We start from the raw sequence: 13,652 nt of genomic DNA, 5'->3' as shown, positions 1-13,652 counted from the left end.
TTGAGCCGCAATGGTTCAAGGCTTTTTTGTATTTGCACATACTATGTCAGAATACGCACAGGCCGCCAGATGTTTGGGGGTAAAATAAGGGGGTATTCTTGCTTTAGGGGGTACTGGCAGGGGGGACACTTTGGGTGGAGTGGAACGCCGTACAGACATCGTCAAAGAGATCTTCCGGACGATTATCCACAACATGGGCATAAATGTTGAGGGTCATCTGTACATTGGCATGACCGGCCAGGTACTGAATCTTTTTGATATCCAGACCTGAAGCGCACAGGTTGGTGATATAGGTGTGGCGGAGCTGGTGCGGGGTACAGTGGAAGTCGAGGGAGCAGACTATAGCATGGTTGGTGATCTTTTCCCCCAGGGTCCGCTGTACCGGCATATTGTGGCCTTTCTCCCGGTCCCAGCGGTAGCTGGTACCGGCGGTGCGGTTCTCCACAATCTCCCACAGGCGGCGGAAGGACTGGCGGCTGCGGGGGCCGCCCTCCGAGTTGGGCACCACATAATCATAGGGGTTTTGAATGCGCCACGACTGGAGGCAGTGGAGTAGGGGAGGCGGCAACGGGATTTTCCGCTTTGCTGCCTTGGTCTTGAGCGTGGAGGTGACGATGGCGCTGTTTGAAGCGTGGGTACAGGTGCGCTCCACGGAGAGATGAGGCGCCGGGCCTGAAAGGGCCACACAGTCCCATTGAAGGCCCAGGATCTCCTCTTTCCGCAGACCGGCATACAATCCAAGCATGACAAATGGAAAGGCTGCTGTGCCTTCCACAGCTTTGATGAGGGCGGCTTGCTGTCCTTCGGAAAGGGGAGTCTTTTCTGCGGCTTTTTTCCCTCCGGCGCGAACGTGCTCGGCGGGAGAGGTGCGCAGCTTTCCCTCCCGGACGGCAGCGGCAAACAACTGCTTAAGGGTGCTGGTGATCTTACCGTGCAGGGAGCTGCTGATATCTGCTTTGCTGGCCATAAAGAGATCTATGTCCGCTGTGGAGATCTCCCGCAGCCGCTTGTTGCCATCCAGGCCGGGGAGTATATGATTATTGATGGCATTTCTGTAGTCACTTTTCCTGGCCTCAGACAGGCCGGGAAGCCGCCTGGCGCACCACTGGATGGCGTACTCGGCCAGGGTGGGGTTTTCGGCGTCATAGCCGTACTCCTCAATGTCGCGGCGCAGCTCTGCTACCTTCCTGCGGAGCGTGGCTTTGTCCTTGGCATAGAGGTCCTTTTTGCGCCCGTCGGGGAGCGTGATCCGCTTGCGATATTGCTGCCGCTTTTCGTCATAATAAAATTCGGGAAGGTTGCGTTTTGGCATGACTTCCTCCTTTCGTAATATTATTGTAATACGGATGTTCAATTTTTGGCGTTTTAAGAGGCCGGGGCGTGAGCCCCGGCTTTTTAACTTAAATGCGGCCTTTCATTTTGAGCATAAATGTTGAGTAAGAATTTGGGCTTTTTTCTTCCAGACTTGGATCAAATGGGGTGCCATATGTAACAATCGTAATTTCGCACCAAGGTATATCAGACTTTGAAATGCCACAATCATAGATACAGCAAAAAAGCTCATACTGCTCCATAAGCCTTTTAAAAATGAGCGCTTTGTCTGGATAGTTTTTTGGAATCCAGCCAATTTGCTTGCCGTAGGTTGTCATTACCCGAACGGCTTCATGGTCGTGTTCATTATCTGGATCAGGTACAAGTACAAGGAGCTGTCCGGCCTTTAATCGCTTGATTTCCTTTCTTGGGTTTGAGTTCAAGTGCTGATGGGTTGTACCAGATATGTTAATTCTGGTTATATTTGAGATTTTATTTCCTTTTGTATCTGTTTTCGGCATATCGCCAGCAACAATGTTGAGCATCAATGGGCGGTACTTATTAACATATTCCATTCCAGAGCTAGATGAACCGCCACCGAAGATAAATGAGAAAAAACCCATTAAATTCACGCTCCCAAAAGTGTCCAACTTGGACACCTTTATTTTATCTTTCGCCGGAGTTCTACCACCACGCCGATGATCTGGACCGGGATGGACTCGATCTCAGCGGGGGAGTAGGTGCGCGGAGGATAAGCTGGATTGGTGGGGCGCAGCTCCAGGCTGCCGTCCCCTTTGATCATGACCTGCTTAAGAGTGGCTTCTGAGCCGTTGACCAAAACGGCGCAGTCATCACCGCTCTCGCAGGTCGTTTCTTTTTGCAGGATCACGGTATCCCCGTCCAGATAGCGGGGGTACATACTGTCTCCCCTGACACGCAGGCCAAAATACTGGCGGTCGCCGGTGGCCCAGGCTGCCGGGATCTCCTCCCAGTCCAGGATATCCTCTATGGCGTCCAGGGGGATGCCGGCGGGAATGGTGCCGAGGACGGGGATGCGGACGCCGGAGGGTGAACTGCCAAGTGCCTCACCCAGCAATTCGCTGGTTGTCACCCCCAGGTAGTCAGCCAACATCTGTACTTTCTCGATTGATGGCATACTGCCACGTCGCTCAATCTGATTTATCAGATCTTTTCCGGCTCCGCTCTCTTTGCAGGCTACAGTAGGCTTGATACCTTTTTTGTCACAATAGAGTTTGATGTTTTGCACAAATCCTTTGACATCCAAGGGGCATTGCTCCTTTATAAAAAGAATCTGTAATATCAGACAAATAGTCTGAAAATGACGATAATTTATTGACAATCTGAAATTGAAGAATTATGATTAACCCGTAGCAAACCACAGGTTTACTAGAAAGCAGGAAGGGGGTGAGCGGCGGTGGAAGAACTGACTTTTGAAAAGCAGACGGAGATTCATGATAAGATCATCCACCTGCTGGAGCAGGAAAACTGCACTGTGCGGCAGGCCAAGGCCATTTTGCTCCGATGTGGAAGGACCATTGAAGGGACCGCAGCAGTGCAGTTTGTCCCCGGCCTGGATTACGAGTTCTGATCCTCGGCTTCCATAATCCGCATCAGGATGTACTGATCCAGCTGATCTGCTGCAATAGCCAAGGCACACAGAGAGGTATTGCTTATCATGCCTCCTGTACTGGCTCTTGCAAGGTGCCGGAAGGTACAATCTTCACGGCACTCGCCGTTGATAAACGGGCAAAACATTTTCCTCACCTCCTTTCGTTGGGAGGAATTTAAAGAATCACCATTAACCCATAGCAAACCACAGGTTTACCGGCAAGCAGGAAGGGGGGAGATGCGATGCTGACTGCGATTTTGGGCATTACCACGGTTGTCTGCGCTGTTTGTTTGTTCTTTTCCAGGGTGACAATCAAAACGATCCTGTACTGTTGGAGAGATCGAGGATATCCTCTTCCAACAGACAAAGAGATTCATGCGAATACCCGAAAAGTGATTGATGAGATTTTTAGGCCTGGCCGAAAACCAAAGTACTGATGGCGGCAGCAGATGCACCGTCAGCGATGGCATTCAGGGCAGACAGGGAGTAATCCCGCACTGTGGAAACAGCTTTTTTAAGTTTTGGCCAGCGTTCTGGGTCACGGATTTTTGCAATAAATTCATGGCCCTGGAACGTCAATCGAATGATTGACTTAACGCCTGGCATTTCCTGTCCCGGCAGTTGAATGGTCATAACTTGCAAAAAGTTGCCGTCACTCAGGATAAGGCAGGTGTATTCGATTTCTTCTTCCGTATATTGGGACAAGGAACGATGAAGCGTCGCAGGAGAAATATGATCACCAAGTGCAGCGTCTTCTATTGCGAGAAGTACTTCACGGACACAGTCAGGGTTTAGTCGCATTGCAATCCATCCTTTGCAGATATGGTGATTTGCTATTTGTAAATCATACCACATAAGCGGTTAAAGAACAACAGGAGGGGAGGGAAAACGTGAAGATCAGAGAGTTGCGGGAGCAAATGGGCTTGTCCCAGCTGGAGCTGGCCAGGGCAACACGGCTCTCTCCCGCTCTGGTATGTCAGTTGGAGAAGGGAAAGCGGACACCGTCTCTGTCAACGGCGCTGATTCTGGCAGACTTTTTCAGGGTTTCGCTGGATACCCTTGTGGGGCGTAAGCTCCCCAGCCAGACAGTACGGGACGCCAGCTGATCCCCAAATCCATTTTACCCCGAAGAGGAGGAGATAACCATGCCGGGAGATGTCCGAGTGTGGAAATGATGCCGCAAGTTGAGAAAGGAGGTGAGCGGGGTGGATGATAACAAGATAAAAGAAACGCTCGAAAAGCAGTTGCAGCTACTTTCCGAGCGTTCTACGGAAACAGAGGATAACAGAGAGCTAATTGCCTTAACGAATGCTATGGTGGCAGTCACTCAAGTACTCGCCCAACAGTGAACAGGATATAAGCCATTCCGTCTTCGGGGTATGTCCCATTAGCAACGTTGAGAAGAATCCATTTCCCAGAATGAAGAAGCTCGTTTACTGTTTTATGGTCCCTTAGGGTATCAACTTCTTTGACATCTGTTATGTTCATGGTTTCACCTCCCTTCTACCGCCCACATTTTACCACGGACAGTGGTGGGGAGCAAGATATCGCCATTTGACGCCCTCTATGGCCGGGCCAGGCCGGAAGAGCGGGAGGCCAGCTGATCTTATAACCATTTTACCCTAAAGAGGAGGAGATAACCATGCCGGAGGAATACCGGAACATCTATAAGACCTGCCGCAAGGCAGCCGGACTGACGCAGGAAGCGGCAGCAGAACGGCTGGGAATATCTGTGGAAAGTGTACGTGCTTATGAAACCGGCCAGAGGGTACCTCCCAATGAGGTAGTGGAGCTGATGGTGATCCTGTACAACGCCCAGCACCTGGCTTTCCAGCACCTGCGGGAAACGAATGGCCTGTACAGCAGCGTGGTGCCGGAGATACGGCCAAGGTCCGTGCTGGAGGCCAGCGCCAAGTTGACCAACCGCATCTTCGCCTTTGCAGAGTCTCATGCAGACCGACGGCTGCTGAGGATCACCGAGGACAATGTTATCGACACCGGCGAGCGGGCCGAGTTTGACTCCATCATGGAGGATCTACAGGAGATCGTGGAGGCCGCGCTGGAGCTGCGGTGCGCCAGAATGGACTGACAAAAGGAGTGATTGACATGACGTTACTGACCAAGCAGGAGGTGGCCCAGCGCCTGGGGTGCAGCATCCGCACGGTGGACCGGCTGATGCAGACGGGAGACCTGCCCTATTTCCGGCCCAGTCCCCATATTGTCCGGTTTGATGAGCGGGATGTTGAGGCTCATCTGGCGAAATGTCGGGTCCATGTGCAGCCGAAGGCCGAGCCTACATACCGCCGTTTTACCTATGTGCCAGGGCAGAAGGTGGTTTGAGATGCAGAACAGGCAAAAAGAGAGGCCCCCCTGTCTGTGGGCGCAGACAGAGAGGCCAAACAATGGTTTCGTGCATGAAAACCACTATTATAATACCACAAATGGCCGGATTTTACAAGGGGGTGGGGAAGTTTGACTGAGTACCATTTCAATGCCGAACTGGCCCAGCGCCACGGTGTCAACGGGGCAATCTTCCTCCATGCCATGGCCTTCTGGGTGGCCAAGAATCAGGCCAATGGGCGGCACTTCCATGAGGGCCGTACCTGGACCTACAACACCCTGGACGCCCTGACCAAGCTGTTCCCCTTCTGGACCCGGCGGCAGGTGGAGCGGATCGTGGCCAAGCTGAAGGAGGACGGGGCGCTGCTCACCGGGAATTTCAGCCAAGACAAGACGGACCGGACTGTGTGGTACGCCCTGACAGACCCGGTGCTGGAGGCCTATGGGCTCCTTGTTTGTCCCACTTCACCGGATGGTGATATGGGCGATTCTGACGATAAGGGGCCCCCGCTTCCCATTTCACCTGATGGTGAAATGGATTTCACCAAACCAGGACAGCCATTTCACCAAACGGGGAAATGTAATAAGGAAACAGTTACTGACCAGTTATATTATCCCCCCTTACCCCCCAAGGGGGAGCGGAGGCCCCTGAAAGGCGACAAGCAGACGGTCCAGGCCATGCTCCACGCATATACCGGAGAGGATCAGGAACTGGCCCAGGCCCTGGATGACCTGATGGAGGTGCGCTCCGCCAAGAAGGCGGTGGACTCCCCCAGAGCTATCTCCACCCTGCTCAACAAACTGGACAAGCTGGCGGACGGCTCCCGGGAGCTGAAGCTCCAGATCGTCCGGGAGTCCGTGACCAACAGCTGGAAGGGTGTGTTCCCCTTGCGGGGAGGACAAGCCCCAGCGGCCAGGAGGGAGGTGGAACGCCATGTGGAGTGAGGAGAGCGGTATCGGGGAGGTGCTGCTTTACGATCCCGCCTTTCTCGACCCCAGCCTTCCCACCGGGTTCTGGTTCTGCGCCGACGCCGAGGACGTGCTGGCCGTCCAGATCAACGCCGGGTGCCTGCGCACCCTGGGCGGCTGGGAACAGATCGGCCGGTACGAGGGATTCTTCCTGAAGTTCTGCTACGTGCTGGTGGTGTGTGCCGACCCCCAGAAGCGGGAGAACATGGTGCGGGAACTGCGCCACCGACTGCCCAACGTGATCCTGCTGGCAGTGGAGGACAAGGGCTTTCGGCGGTGTTCGTCGGTGCGGGCGCTGCGGGACACCTACGGTCTGAAGGCCGTGGACCAGATGCTGCTGGACACGGTGGAGGTCCCAGCCTACGGTCTTCTGGACCTGGCCGACGTCAGGCAGCCGGACGTGACACGGCTGGACAAGGTGCTCTACGGCATCCCAAACCTGGACAGGGCAACCGGCGGGGCCATCATGGGCGAGCTGTCCGTGTGGACCGGCAAGCGCGGCGAGGGAAAGAGCACGCTGCTGGACCAATTTCTACTGGAGGCCATCGACCAGGGTCAGCCGGTATGCGCCTACTCTGGAGAGTTGCCGGCCTGGAAGTTCAAGTATTGGGCCTCCCTCCAGGCGGCGGGGCCCCAGTACATATCCAAGACCACGGACCGGATGAGCGGGCGGGAAATCGCATCCCCAACGCCCTTCGTCCAGGGGCTGATCGACGACTGGTGGAGGGGGCGCTTCCTTCTGTACGATATCGGAACTAGCACCTACCATGATGCAGCCAATATTCTGCGGGTGTTCCGGTACGCCCACCGGCGCTACGGCGCCAAAGTCTATCTGGTGGACAACCTGATGACCGCACGGTTCCGGGGCAATGACCGGGACTTCTACCGGGCGCAGTCGGAGTTTGTGGCGGAGCTGGCCGCCTTTGCCCATGACAACGGAGTCCACGTCCATCTGGTGGCGCATCCCCGCAAGACTGACAGGATCGACGACTCGGACGATGTGTCCGGCATCGGAGATGTGACCAACCTGGCCGACAACGTGTATGCGCTGGAGAAGGAATCCAGGCCGGACCGGCAGCAGGATTGTGTGCTGACCATCCTGAAGAATCGATTTTTTGGGGAGCGGGGCCGCAGCATCGGATTGAATTTTGAGGCTAGCAGTAAGCGCTTCTATAAGTCTGGAACGGGAAACCCAAACAAGGCGTATGGGTGGGCTTTGAGTATGCCCCAGCAGTTCCTGGAACTGCCGGAGACAGAGGAGGATCCGTTCCGTGAGAAAGGAGACCAGCATGGACAACGCCAGAGCGGCCCAGCTGCTGCGGCTGGAGATCCTGCGCCGGGAGGCCCTGGCACGGGCCAGCAGCTTCCCGGCGGATCACCTGCAGGTGGCCCAGGCGCTGACTCTGGCGGTCCAGGCTCTGGAGGAAGAAACGCATGAGGATAGGCGAGAAGATCACCTGGACCCCGTCGGCCTTTGAGCATGAACTCAGCGGCGAGCGGGCCAACAAAATGCGCAAGCTGCGCTCGGTAACCGGCCGGATTGTCTATATCCATCCGGCCCGGCGGTCCTATATGGCCGAGGCTTCCGTAGGAAGTGAAATTATCCGGGAGTGTTTCCCGATCAACGAAAGATAGGAGTGTTTCGTGCATGAAAACCTTCGCCATTGTCAATCGAAAGGGCGGGGTGGGCAAGACCACCACCGCCGTCAATCTGGCTTATGTGCTAGCCACCAGCTGCCGGCTGCGGGTGCTGTTGGTGGATGCCGATGGGCAGGCAAACGCCACTCAGATCCTGCTGCCCCCCGGTGAGTATGCTGGCTTGGGCGCCCTGCTGCGGGGGCTGAGTATCTGCTATGACGAACTGGTGGAGCAGACCGATGTGCCCGGCCTGGATGTGCTGCCGGCATCGGCTGACCTGTGGGCGTTGGACCTGGAAGCGGATAAGGGGGCACACACATACAGCGCGGTGATGAATATGCGGGATGCCTTGGAGGAGGATGGGGCCTATGACGTGATGGTCATTGACTGCCCGCCCAACCTGTCGGCTGCCTGCGTGTCAGCCATCCTGGCCAGCGACGCCGTCATCATCCCGGTGCTGTCCGATGCCTGTTCCTCCACAGGTGTGGCTGACCTGGAGGAATATTATGCCACCCTATTTGAGGTGTACCGGGACTATATCGACGCGGCCTATCAGTTGGGCTACTGCATGGAGCACAGCAAGGTGCTGTGGCCAGAGCAATTGTACACTGCTCACGATAAACTTACTGCGGAGCTGGCGGCCCGATACACGGAGCCACAAGGTAAGAGGGTGGCAGCAGACGGAAAGAGCCGGAAAGAGAAGTATGAGTTCGAACTGGACGGCCTGCGGATTATCTTCCCGTTGACGGCCCAGGCCATCAAGCGGGAGGGTAAGGCGCTGGATCACTGCGTGGGCGGATATGCCGAGCGGCATATCAGAGGGGTGCTCACCATTCTGTTCCTGCGGCGCTCCGAAGCAGCTGGGGTTCCCTACGTTACCATTGAGATGAACGGGAATCAGATCCAGCAGATTCACGGCTACCACAATGACACCCTGCCTGGGAGCCCCAAGCCCCGGGAGGTCCACAAGGAGTTCCTGGACACCTGGCTGCGGTGGCTGCGGGCGGGGAGCAAACGGAACGAGGACGGCACGCCAAAGCTGCCCCAGAGGGCGGTGAGAAAAAAGCAGGGGGTTGGAGCCGCATGAAATTGGAAGATGCCACCAAGGAGGAGCTTATCTGGTGGATCAAAAAGCACGCCTTTGAGCTGAAATATGAACTAAGGCACTTTGGACCTGATGTTATGTTCCGCCGCTATCAGCAATTTAATGACAAGGCACATTCAGCAGGGGAGCGATATTCCAAGGCATTGGCGGAGTATTCTTCGATTTTGTCTCCATATAAGGGACTTCCTATCTCCTCGATCCCGAGAGAGGTTTGCAAAAAGGGGGCAAATCTGGAGAGTATCATGCTACAGGCGTCAAAGGAGCAAAGGCGGTATTGGAAGGCTGCCGATAAGTGCCTTGGCAAATATGATCAAATGATGGAGGAAACTACCCATGGGTAAAAACAGAAAACTGGGCAGGGGAGGCAAGCCCCATGGCGTGAACTACGCTCAGGTGCTGACCCGGCAGGCGGCCATCCGGGCTGGGCTTGAAAAGGCCGCCAGGGATGCCACCGTGCAGGCAGAGGCCGATGCCCACACCCAGCGGGCCATGTGGCTGATGGTGTGCTCCATCTCGGACGCTTACGGATATGGACCGAAGGGAATGCAGAAGTTTTTTGCAGCCCTCCAGGAGAACACCGATGAGCTGGAGCGAATGCGGACCGAGGTGGATGAGGAGTATGCTTTTGAGAAACTCCGTCAGAAGGCGTCCAAGGTCACCGGAATGGAGGTCCACTATTTGGAGGACCAGTTGGCCATGTTGGCAGAAATGAAACGGGAAGCGGGGGCTACGCTTGGACAGATTAAGTGACTATCGGGTGAAGCTGCAAGAGCGCATCGATGAGGCGGCTGACGAATATCAGGATGCGGAAGCAGCCCAGGACGATGACTTTTCCAATGATGATGCCCGGGATTTGTTTCAGTTCTTGTGTGGATTACAGGAAGCTCTGAAACTGTTGGACAGTATCTGTGATGAAGCGGATGGATGAGAAAAACATCGTGGATTTGACAGAGGAAGACTTCCTGATGTCTCCGGACTGCCATACATGCCGGGAGCCGACTAAAAGATGCGTAGGGAAGAGTTTTGACGTGGAGGGGCCTGGAAGGGTGGGCGTTTTGTATAACTGTGGCAACCGCCGGTGCAAGACACTCAAGGACAGAAAGTGGTCCTATTTTTTGGCGCTCTCCAGGCGGTGACGGTGTTCCGGCTCTCTGCCGGGTGAGAGCGCTCACTCACCCGGACCTCGCTCTTTCTTTTTGGCCGGGGGCCCTGCTGATCCGAAGGTCTGCGTTCCTACGCGGGGTAGTGGTAGGAGAAGTGGGGCGTCCGGCAGAGAGCCGAAGCTATTGGGAAATATCAAAAAATAAGGCCGCCCTGTATAAGGGCGGCCTGGGCCTAATCTTTGGTTACTGTACGCCAAGGCGCTGCTTCAGCCCATCCTGGAGGACTTGGGAGAAGTTGACACCGGCGCGTTCGGCCAGATCGTTCAGATAGCTGGGAATGGTAACGTTTTTTCGGATCGTTCGCATATCGTGAGCCCGACGGTATGCGTCAAAATCAATGTCTACCAGGGTGACCAGTTCACCCTCCGCATGGGCAGGGGACAGCCCGGACGGCTCAGGGATAGCCCGTCCTGCATCCTGCTCACAGATGCCCCACAATCCAATAGCGTCCCGGGCCATGTCAATACATTCTGCTACGGTTTCTCCCTGAGTGCCGATGTTCAGGTCTGGTACGGACACAGAAAATCCACCCTCTGCCTCCGGATGAAGGATCACGGGATAAACTTGCTTCATCTATATAAACCTCCTTTTTGGTGGCGGCGAGGGGCTTATTTCAGCCCCTGCCGCCGGATGATGGCTGCTGCTAACTGTTCTTTGACTTCGTTGTGCCGGGGGATAGGTTCAGACGCTTTGCCGTTGGTGTAGATGTCGTGGTTATTGCCTGAGCGGAGGAGCCACCATCCATTTGCTTTTAGGCGCTTTATTAAGTCCCTGCGCTTCATTGTATCTCCTCCTTACAAGTATATTATACGCATTTAATGCGCATTTGTCAAGAGGGAAAATAGAAAAACAGGAAAGAAGGATTAGTATGAATCGAAAAAATTTGCGACGAATCTCTGCGGTGGTCACGGCCCAAACAGCCGCCAACTTGGAGAAGCTGGCCCAGATGGACGGGCAGCCCAGCATCGGGCGGGTGATGGACAAGCTGGTGCGGGATCGAATGCTCTCCCTGCGCCAGCCGAAGGAAGTCTGGATGACTCACTACATTAACCGCTTTAAAGAGGTGCGGTGATGGCCAAACGGATTAAGACCATCACCGCCGGGCGGCTGGTGATCGTGGGCTGCTACACTATCCCGACGCCCCGCAGCTCTGACCGAGAGCGGCAGGCCCTGCGGGAGATCTCCTCCGCCGCCCAGGAACGGATGAACCTGAAGCGATCGTGGCAGAAGCTGGAGGTGGAGCTGGCCGCCAACTTTACCCGCCGGGATCTCCATCTGGTCTTTACCTACGACGACGACCACCTGCCGGTGTCCAGACCGGAGGCAGTGAAACGTCTCAAGAAGATGATCCGCCTGCTGCGGGCCCACCGGAAAGCCAGGGAACAGGAGACCAAGTACATCTATGTGACCGAGCAACTCAGCGCAGAAGGTGGGCGGCTCCACCACCACATGATCCTCAATGGCACCGGGGCGGACCTGGAGGTGCTTCGCTCCCTGTGGCCTTACGGAGAGGTGGAGCTGGAGACGTTGGATCTGTGGGAGGGCTACGAGGCCCTGGCCAAGTACCTGACCAAGGAGCCACGGGAGTGCGGCAAGCCGGAAAGCGGCACACGGACCTGGGCGTCCTCCATCGGGCTGAAGAAGCCCAAAGTGGAGAGTGAAATCGTCAAGGATAACATCACGGTAGCGGCGCCGCCGGGCGCTATCATCCTCAGCTCGCCGCCGCCGGTGGAGAACGAGTTCGGGGTATTTACCTATATCAAATACTATTTGCCAGTGAGAAAGGAGAGAAAAGGAACCAGGCCACCGCGCAAGCGACAACCAGATAGCCCTCGCGTCTTTATTCGGTCTGGAAACCAGGTGTAACAAGTAAAAAAGCCCATAGAAAGTGAGTGAAAAAGTTGAAAGTGGAACGTGAATGTGGTAAACTAATCGTGAAGGATGGATGGCTAATCTGTCCTGGCTGCCGCAAGCGTCTGCTCCGGGTGGAGATGGACACGGCAGCGCAAAACTTAATCGTCTACTGCCGCAACTGCAAGCGCACCGTGACGGTAGACATCGACAGAGGCCAGTGCTTTGAAAGCCAGAGCCCGACATGATCCCAGCGTGGGATGTGGTCGGGCTCTGGCTTTTTGTTTTGCCCGGAGGTGATAGCCCGTGGCCATGAAGCCCCTCCGACCATGCAGGCACCCAGGGTGCTCCGCCCTCACCCGGGAGGGGTACTGTGACAGGCATAAACCCAAGTCGGCGGCCAGAAAGGCGTCGGCGGAGTGGCACGCCTGGTACAGCCTGCCCGTCTGGACCGACGACCTGCGGCCTACCCAGATCCTGGCCGAGCCCTGGTGCCGGGAGTGTGCCAAGCGTGGCATCCGCACCCGGGCCACGGTGGTGGATCATGTGGAGCCCCACTGTGGGGACTGGGCCAGGTTCATCGACAGGTCCAATCTCCAGAGCCTGTGTAAGCGCTGCCATGATCGTAAAACGGCGCTGGAACAGGCGGAAAAACGGCGGGAAAAGACAAGGCGTTAAGGACCATACCGGAGGAAGGCTTGGGCGCGTGTGTGTGGGCGCGTTGTGTGCCTGTGCGCCCACGGCAAGCCTGTGGCTTGCCAGCCCCTCCCCCCGGCCTGGAAAAGTTTCAGGACCAAGTGTGTAAGACCGTGCGGCCCCCTTCGTGTGGGATTTTCTCCCCACGGAGAAATAGGGCCACCTAGCTGGGTCTGGAGAGGAGGAAGTAACATCAATCGCAACCGTCAGATTCGACTGCATAACTGTGACTGCTTGGTAGGTATGAGCCGTGTGGAAACCGGAAGTGTGGATCTGGTCCTGTGTGACCTGCCCTACGGTACCACCAACTGTGCGTGGGATACAGTGATCCCGTTTCAGCCCCTATGGGAACATTACCGACGGGTGCTGAAACCACGGGGGGCGCTGGTGCTCTTTGCGGCCCAGCCTTTTGCCACCGATCTCATCAACAGCGCCCGGAAGCTCTTCCGGTATGACCTGGTATGGGAAAAGAACTCCCCCGTGGGCTATGCAAATGCAAACCGGATGCCTATGCGCTCCCACGAGTTAATGTTGGTCTTTTATCAGCGTTTGCCCAAATATCACCCCCAGGGGCTGATCCCGTTGGAACGCCCGGTGGTGCGGCGTGGCGAACGCAAGGGCGGTGTCTATCGCCACATGGGCAAGGAAAGTGTGCAGCGTTTTACCAACTATCCGCGCTCTGTACTCCGCTTTCCCAACCGGAAGGAACATCGCTTTCACCCTACCCAAAAACCGGTCGCGTTGCTGGAGTATCTGGTACGGACCTACACCGACCCAGGAGATTTAGTGCTGGACAACTGTATGGGAAGTGGTTCCACAGCCATGGCCTGCCTGAATGCCGGCCGGCGCTTTGTGGGCTTTGAACTGGATCGGGGTTATTTTGAGACGGCCAGAACCCGGGTGGCGGAGTGGGCTGGCCCCGCCACATGAATGGAAGAAAGGGGGGACT

General features: G+C 55.9%; 24 protein-coding genes. 17 read left to right on the top strand and 7 right to left on the bottom strand.

From position 1 onward, the window contains the following. Positions 1–103 precede the first annotated feature (103 nt). From WHJ28_RS05920 to WHJ28_RS05910, 3 genes are all read right to left on the bottom strand, one after another. The gene (locus WHJ28_RS05920; RefSeq protein ID WP_340040587.1) at positions 104–1,312 is read right to left on the bottom strand and encodes a tyrosine-type recombinase/integrase; all 1,209 of its coding nucleotides are present in this window, start codon (positions 1,310–1,312) and stop codon (positions 104–106) included. 88 nt (positions 1,313–1,400) lie between these two features. Then, entirely contained in the window at positions 1,401–1,970 is a 570-nt protein-coding gene (locus tag WHJ28_RS05915; RefSeq protein ID WP_340040585.1) for an HIRAN domain-containing protein, read from the bottom strand. 2 nt (positions 1,971–1,972) lie between these two features. Beyond that, a complete protein-coding gene (locus WHJ28_RS05910) occupies positions 1,973–2,578 on the bottom strand; it encodes a LexA family protein (RefSeq protein ID WP_340040935.1) in 606 nt (201 codons plus the stop codon). A 168-nt stretch (positions 2,579–2,746) separates the two neighbouring features. Between WHJ28_RS05910 and WHJ28_RS05905 the strand changes: the two genes are divergently transcribed. Then, entirely contained in the window at positions 2,747–2,920 is a 174-nt protein-coding gene (locus WHJ28_RS05905; protein WP_340040583.1) for a hypothetical protein, read from the top strand. Here the strand turns inward: WHJ28_RS05905 and WHJ28_RS05900 are convergent. Together WHJ28_RS05900 and WHJ28_RS05895 are read right to left on the bottom strand one after the other, a co-directional pair. After that, entirely contained in the window at positions 2,908–3,087 is a 180-nt protein-coding gene (locus WHJ28_RS05900) for a hypothetical protein (RefSeq protein WP_340040581.1), read from the bottom strand. The genes WHJ28_RS05905 and WHJ28_RS05900 overlap by 13 nt on opposite strands. Positions 3,088–3,349: 262 nt before the next feature. Continuing rightward, complete coding sequence (locus WHJ28_RS05895; RefSeq protein WP_340040579.1) at positions 3,350–3,742, bottom strand: DUF2513 domain-containing protein; 393 nt, start codon at positions 3,740–3,742, stop codon at positions 3,350–3,352. 89 nt (positions 3,743–3,831) lie between these two features. Between WHJ28_RS05895 and WHJ28_RS05890 the strand changes: the two genes are divergently transcribed. The 11 genes from WHJ28_RS05890 to WHJ28_RS05840 all read left to right on the top strand — a co-directional run bounded on the left by WHJ28_RS05890 (position 3,832) and on the right by WHJ28_RS05840 (position 9,921). Beyond that, a complete protein-coding gene (locus WHJ28_RS05890; RefSeq protein WP_242959436.1) occupies positions 3,832–4,047 on the top strand; it encodes a helix-turn-helix transcriptional regulator in 216 nt (71 codons plus the stop codon). Positions 4,048–4,146: 99 nt separating this feature from the next. Continuing rightward, positions 4,147–4,290, top strand: a complete 144-nt coding sequence (locus tag WHJ28_RS05885; protein ID WP_340040576.1) for a hypothetical protein — start codon at positions 4,147–4,149, stop codon at positions 4,288–4,290. A gap of 293 nt (positions 4,291–4,583) precedes the next feature. After that, the gene (locus WHJ28_RS05880) at positions 4,584–5,030 is read left to right on the top strand and encodes a helix-turn-helix domain-containing protein (RefSeq protein WP_340040574.1); all 447 of its coding nucleotides are present in this window, start codon (positions 4,584–4,586) and stop codon (positions 5,028–5,030) included. A gap of 17 nt (positions 5,031–5,047) precedes the next feature. Next, positions 5,048–5,281, top strand: a complete 234-nt coding sequence (locus WHJ28_RS05875; protein WP_087331195.1) for a helix-turn-helix transcriptional regulator — start codon at positions 5,048–5,050, stop codon at positions 5,279–5,281. A 132-nt stretch (positions 5,282–5,413) separates the two neighbouring features. After that, positions 5,414–6,226: a phage replication initiator YdaU family protein gene (locus tag WHJ28_RS05870; RefSeq protein WP_340040569.1), complete on the top strand. Its 813-nt coding sequence runs from the start codon at positions 5,414–5,416 to the stop codon at positions 6,224–6,226. Continuing rightward, positions 6,216–7,688, top strand: a complete 1,473-nt coding sequence (locus WHJ28_RS05865) for an AAA family ATPase (protein WP_340040567.1) — start codon at positions 6,216–6,218, stop codon at positions 7,686–7,688. Before WHJ28_RS05870 ends, WHJ28_RS05865 begins: the two co-directional genes overlap by 11 nt. Then, positions 7,685–7,885 (top strand): hypothetical protein, encoded by a 201-nt coding sequence (locus WHJ28_RS05860; protein WP_340040565.1) that lies wholly within the window; start codon positions 7,685–7,687, stop codon positions 7,883–7,885. The genes WHJ28_RS05865 and WHJ28_RS05860 overlap by 4 nt, the downstream gene beginning before the upstream one ends. Positions 7,886–7,898: 13 nt before the next feature. Further along, complete coding sequence (locus WHJ28_RS05855) at positions 7,899–8,975, top strand: AAA family ATPase (RefSeq protein WP_340040563.1); 1,077 nt, start codon at positions 7,899–7,901, stop codon at positions 8,973–8,975. Beyond that, positions 8,972–9,334 (top strand): hypothetical protein, encoded by a 363-nt coding sequence (locus tag WHJ28_RS05850; RefSeq protein ID WP_340040561.1) that lies wholly within the window; start codon positions 8,972–8,974, stop codon positions 9,332–9,334. The genes WHJ28_RS05855 and WHJ28_RS05850 overlap by 4 nt, the downstream gene beginning before the upstream one ends. Continuing rightward, entirely contained in the window at positions 9,327–9,743 is a 417-nt protein-coding gene (locus tag WHJ28_RS05845) for a hypothetical protein (protein ID WP_340040559.1), read from the top strand. The genes WHJ28_RS05850 and WHJ28_RS05845 overlap by 8 nt, the downstream gene beginning before the upstream one ends. Continuing rightward, on the top strand, positions 9,727–9,921 hold the full coding sequence (locus WHJ28_RS05840; RefSeq protein WP_340040557.1) for a hypothetical protein: 195 nt from the start codon (positions 9,727–9,729) through the stop codon (positions 9,919–9,921). Before WHJ28_RS05845 ends, WHJ28_RS05840 begins: the two co-directional genes overlap by 17 nt. Positions 9,922–10,339: 418 nt before the next feature. On the opposite strand, the gene WHJ28_RS05835 is transcribed toward WHJ28_RS05840, so the two are convergent. Then, positions 10,340–10,729 carry a type II toxin-antitoxin system HicB family antitoxin gene (locus WHJ28_RS05835; protein ID WP_340040555.1) on the bottom strand — a complete coding sequence of 130 codons (390 nt, stop codon included), beginning with the start codon at positions 10,727–10,729 and terminating at the stop codon, positions 10,340–10,342. A 35-nt stretch (positions 10,730–10,764) separates the two neighbouring features. Continuing rightward, a complete protein-coding gene (locus WHJ28_RS05830; protein ID WP_340040553.1) occupies positions 10,765–10,938 on the bottom strand; it encodes a type II toxin-antitoxin system HicA family toxin in 174 nt (57 codons plus the stop codon). Between the two features lie 86 nt (positions 10,939–11,024). On the opposite strand from WHJ28_RS05830, the gene WHJ28_RS05825 reads away from it, so the two are divergent. The 5 genes from WHJ28_RS05825 to WHJ28_RS05805 all read left to right on the top strand — a co-directional run bounded on the left by WHJ28_RS05825 (position 11,025) and on the right by WHJ28_RS05805 (position 13,633). Then, a complete protein-coding gene (locus WHJ28_RS05825) occupies positions 11,025–11,228 on the top strand; it encodes a hypothetical protein (RefSeq protein ID WP_340040551.1) in 204 nt (67 codons plus the stop codon). Beyond that, on the top strand, positions 11,228–12,022 hold the full coding sequence (locus WHJ28_RS05820; protein WP_340040549.1) for a rolling circle replication-associated protein: 795 nt from the start codon (positions 11,228–11,230) through the stop codon (positions 12,020–12,022). The genes WHJ28_RS05825 and WHJ28_RS05820 overlap by 1 nt, the downstream gene beginning before the upstream one ends. A 41-nt stretch (positions 12,023–12,063) precedes the next feature. Then, positions 12,064–12,255, top strand: coding sequence for a cysteine-rich KTR domain-containing protein (locus WHJ28_RS05815; protein WP_340040933.1), 192 nt, complete (start codon positions 12,064–12,066; stop codon positions 12,253–12,255). 64 nt (positions 12,256–12,319) lie between these two features. Next, positions 12,320–12,685: a DUF8602 domain-containing protein gene (locus tag WHJ28_RS05810; RefSeq protein WP_340040931.1), complete on the top strand. Its 366-nt coding sequence runs from the start codon at positions 12,320–12,322 to the stop codon at positions 12,683–12,685. A 261-nt stretch (positions 12,686–12,946) separates the two neighbouring features. Further along, positions 12,947–13,633 (top strand): DNA-methyltransferase, encoded by a 687-nt coding sequence (locus tag WHJ28_RS05805; protein WP_340040547.1) that lies wholly within the window; start codon positions 12,947–12,949, stop codon positions 13,631–13,633. Positions 13,634–13,652: the final 19 nt, after the last annotated feature.

Source organism: Flavonifractor porci (assembly GCF_037572415.1).
GTDB classification, from domain to species: domain Bacteria; phylum Bacillota; class Clostridia; order Oscillospirales; family Oscillospiraceae; genus Flavonifractor; species Flavonifractor porci.
This window is presented reverse-complemented; position numbering and strand designations above follow the sequence as displayed.

What these genes read in the sequence shown, in the direction of transcription:
- WHJ28_RS05920 (WP_340040587.1), bottom strand. Translation starts at nt 1,312, where the DNA reads ATGCCAAAACGCAACCTTCCCGAATTTTATTATGACGAAAAGCGGCAG.
- WHJ28_RS05900 (WP_340040581.1), bottom strand. Translation starts at nt 3,087, where the DNA reads ATGTTTTGCCCGTTTATCAACGGCGAGTGCCGTGAAGATTGTACCTTC.
- WHJ28_RS05895 (WP_340040579.1), bottom strand. Translation starts at nt 3,742, where the DNA reads ATGCGACTAAACCCTGACTGTGTCCGTGAAGTACTTCTCGCAATAGAA.
- WHJ28_RS05880 (WP_340040574.1), top strand. Translation starts at nt 4,584, where the DNA reads ATGCCGGAGGAATACCGGAACATCTATAAGACCTGCCGCAAGGCAGCC.
- WHJ28_RS05875 (WP_087331195.1), top strand. Translation starts at nt 5,048, where the DNA reads ATGACGTTACTGACCAAGCAGGAGGTGGCCCAGCGCCTGGGGTGCAGC.
- WHJ28_RS05865 (WP_340040567.1), top strand. Translation starts at nt 6,216, where the DNA reads ATGTGGAGTGAGGAGAGCGGTATCGGGGAGGTGCTGCTTTACGATCCC.
- WHJ28_RS05860 (WP_340040565.1), top strand. Translation starts at nt 7,685, where the DNA reads ATGAGGATAGGCGAGAAGATCACCTGGACCCCGTCGGCCTTTGAGCAT.
- WHJ28_RS05855 (WP_340040563.1), top strand. Translation starts at nt 7,899, where the DNA reads ATGAAAACCTTCGCCATTGTCAATCGAAAGGGCGGGGTGGGCAAGACC.
- WHJ28_RS05850 (WP_340040561.1), top strand. Translation starts at nt 8,972, where the DNA reads ATGAAATTGGAAGATGCCACCAAGGAGGAGCTTATCTGGTGGATCAAA.
- WHJ28_RS05845 (WP_340040559.1), top strand. Translation starts at nt 9,327, where the DNA reads ATGGGTAAAAACAGAAAACTGGGCAGGGGAGGCAAGCCCCATGGCGTG.
- WHJ28_RS05835 (WP_340040555.1), bottom strand. Translation starts at nt 10,729, where the DNA reads ATGAAGCAAGTTTATCCCGTGATCCTTCATCCGGAGGCAGAGGGTGGA.
- WHJ28_RS05830 (WP_340040553.1), bottom strand. Translation starts at nt 10,938, where the DNA reads ATGAAGCGCAGGGACTTAATAAAGCGCCTAAAAGCAAATGGATGGTGG.
- WHJ28_RS05825 (WP_340040551.1), top strand. Translation starts at nt 11,025, where the DNA reads ATGAATCGAAAAAATTTGCGACGAATCTCTGCGGTGGTCACGGCCCAA.
- WHJ28_RS05820 (WP_340040549.1), top strand. Translation starts at nt 11,228, where the DNA reads ATGGCCAAACGGATTAAGACCATCACCGCCGGGCGGCTGGTGATCGTG.
- WHJ28_RS05810 (WP_340040931.1), top strand. Translation starts at nt 12,320, where the DNA reads ATGAAGCCCCTCCGACCATGCAGGCACCCAGGGTGCTCCGCCCTCACC.
- WHJ28_RS05805 (WP_340040547.1), top strand. Translation starts at nt 12,947, where the DNA reads ATGAGCCGTGTGGAAACCGGAAGTGTGGATCTGGTCCTGTGTGACCTG.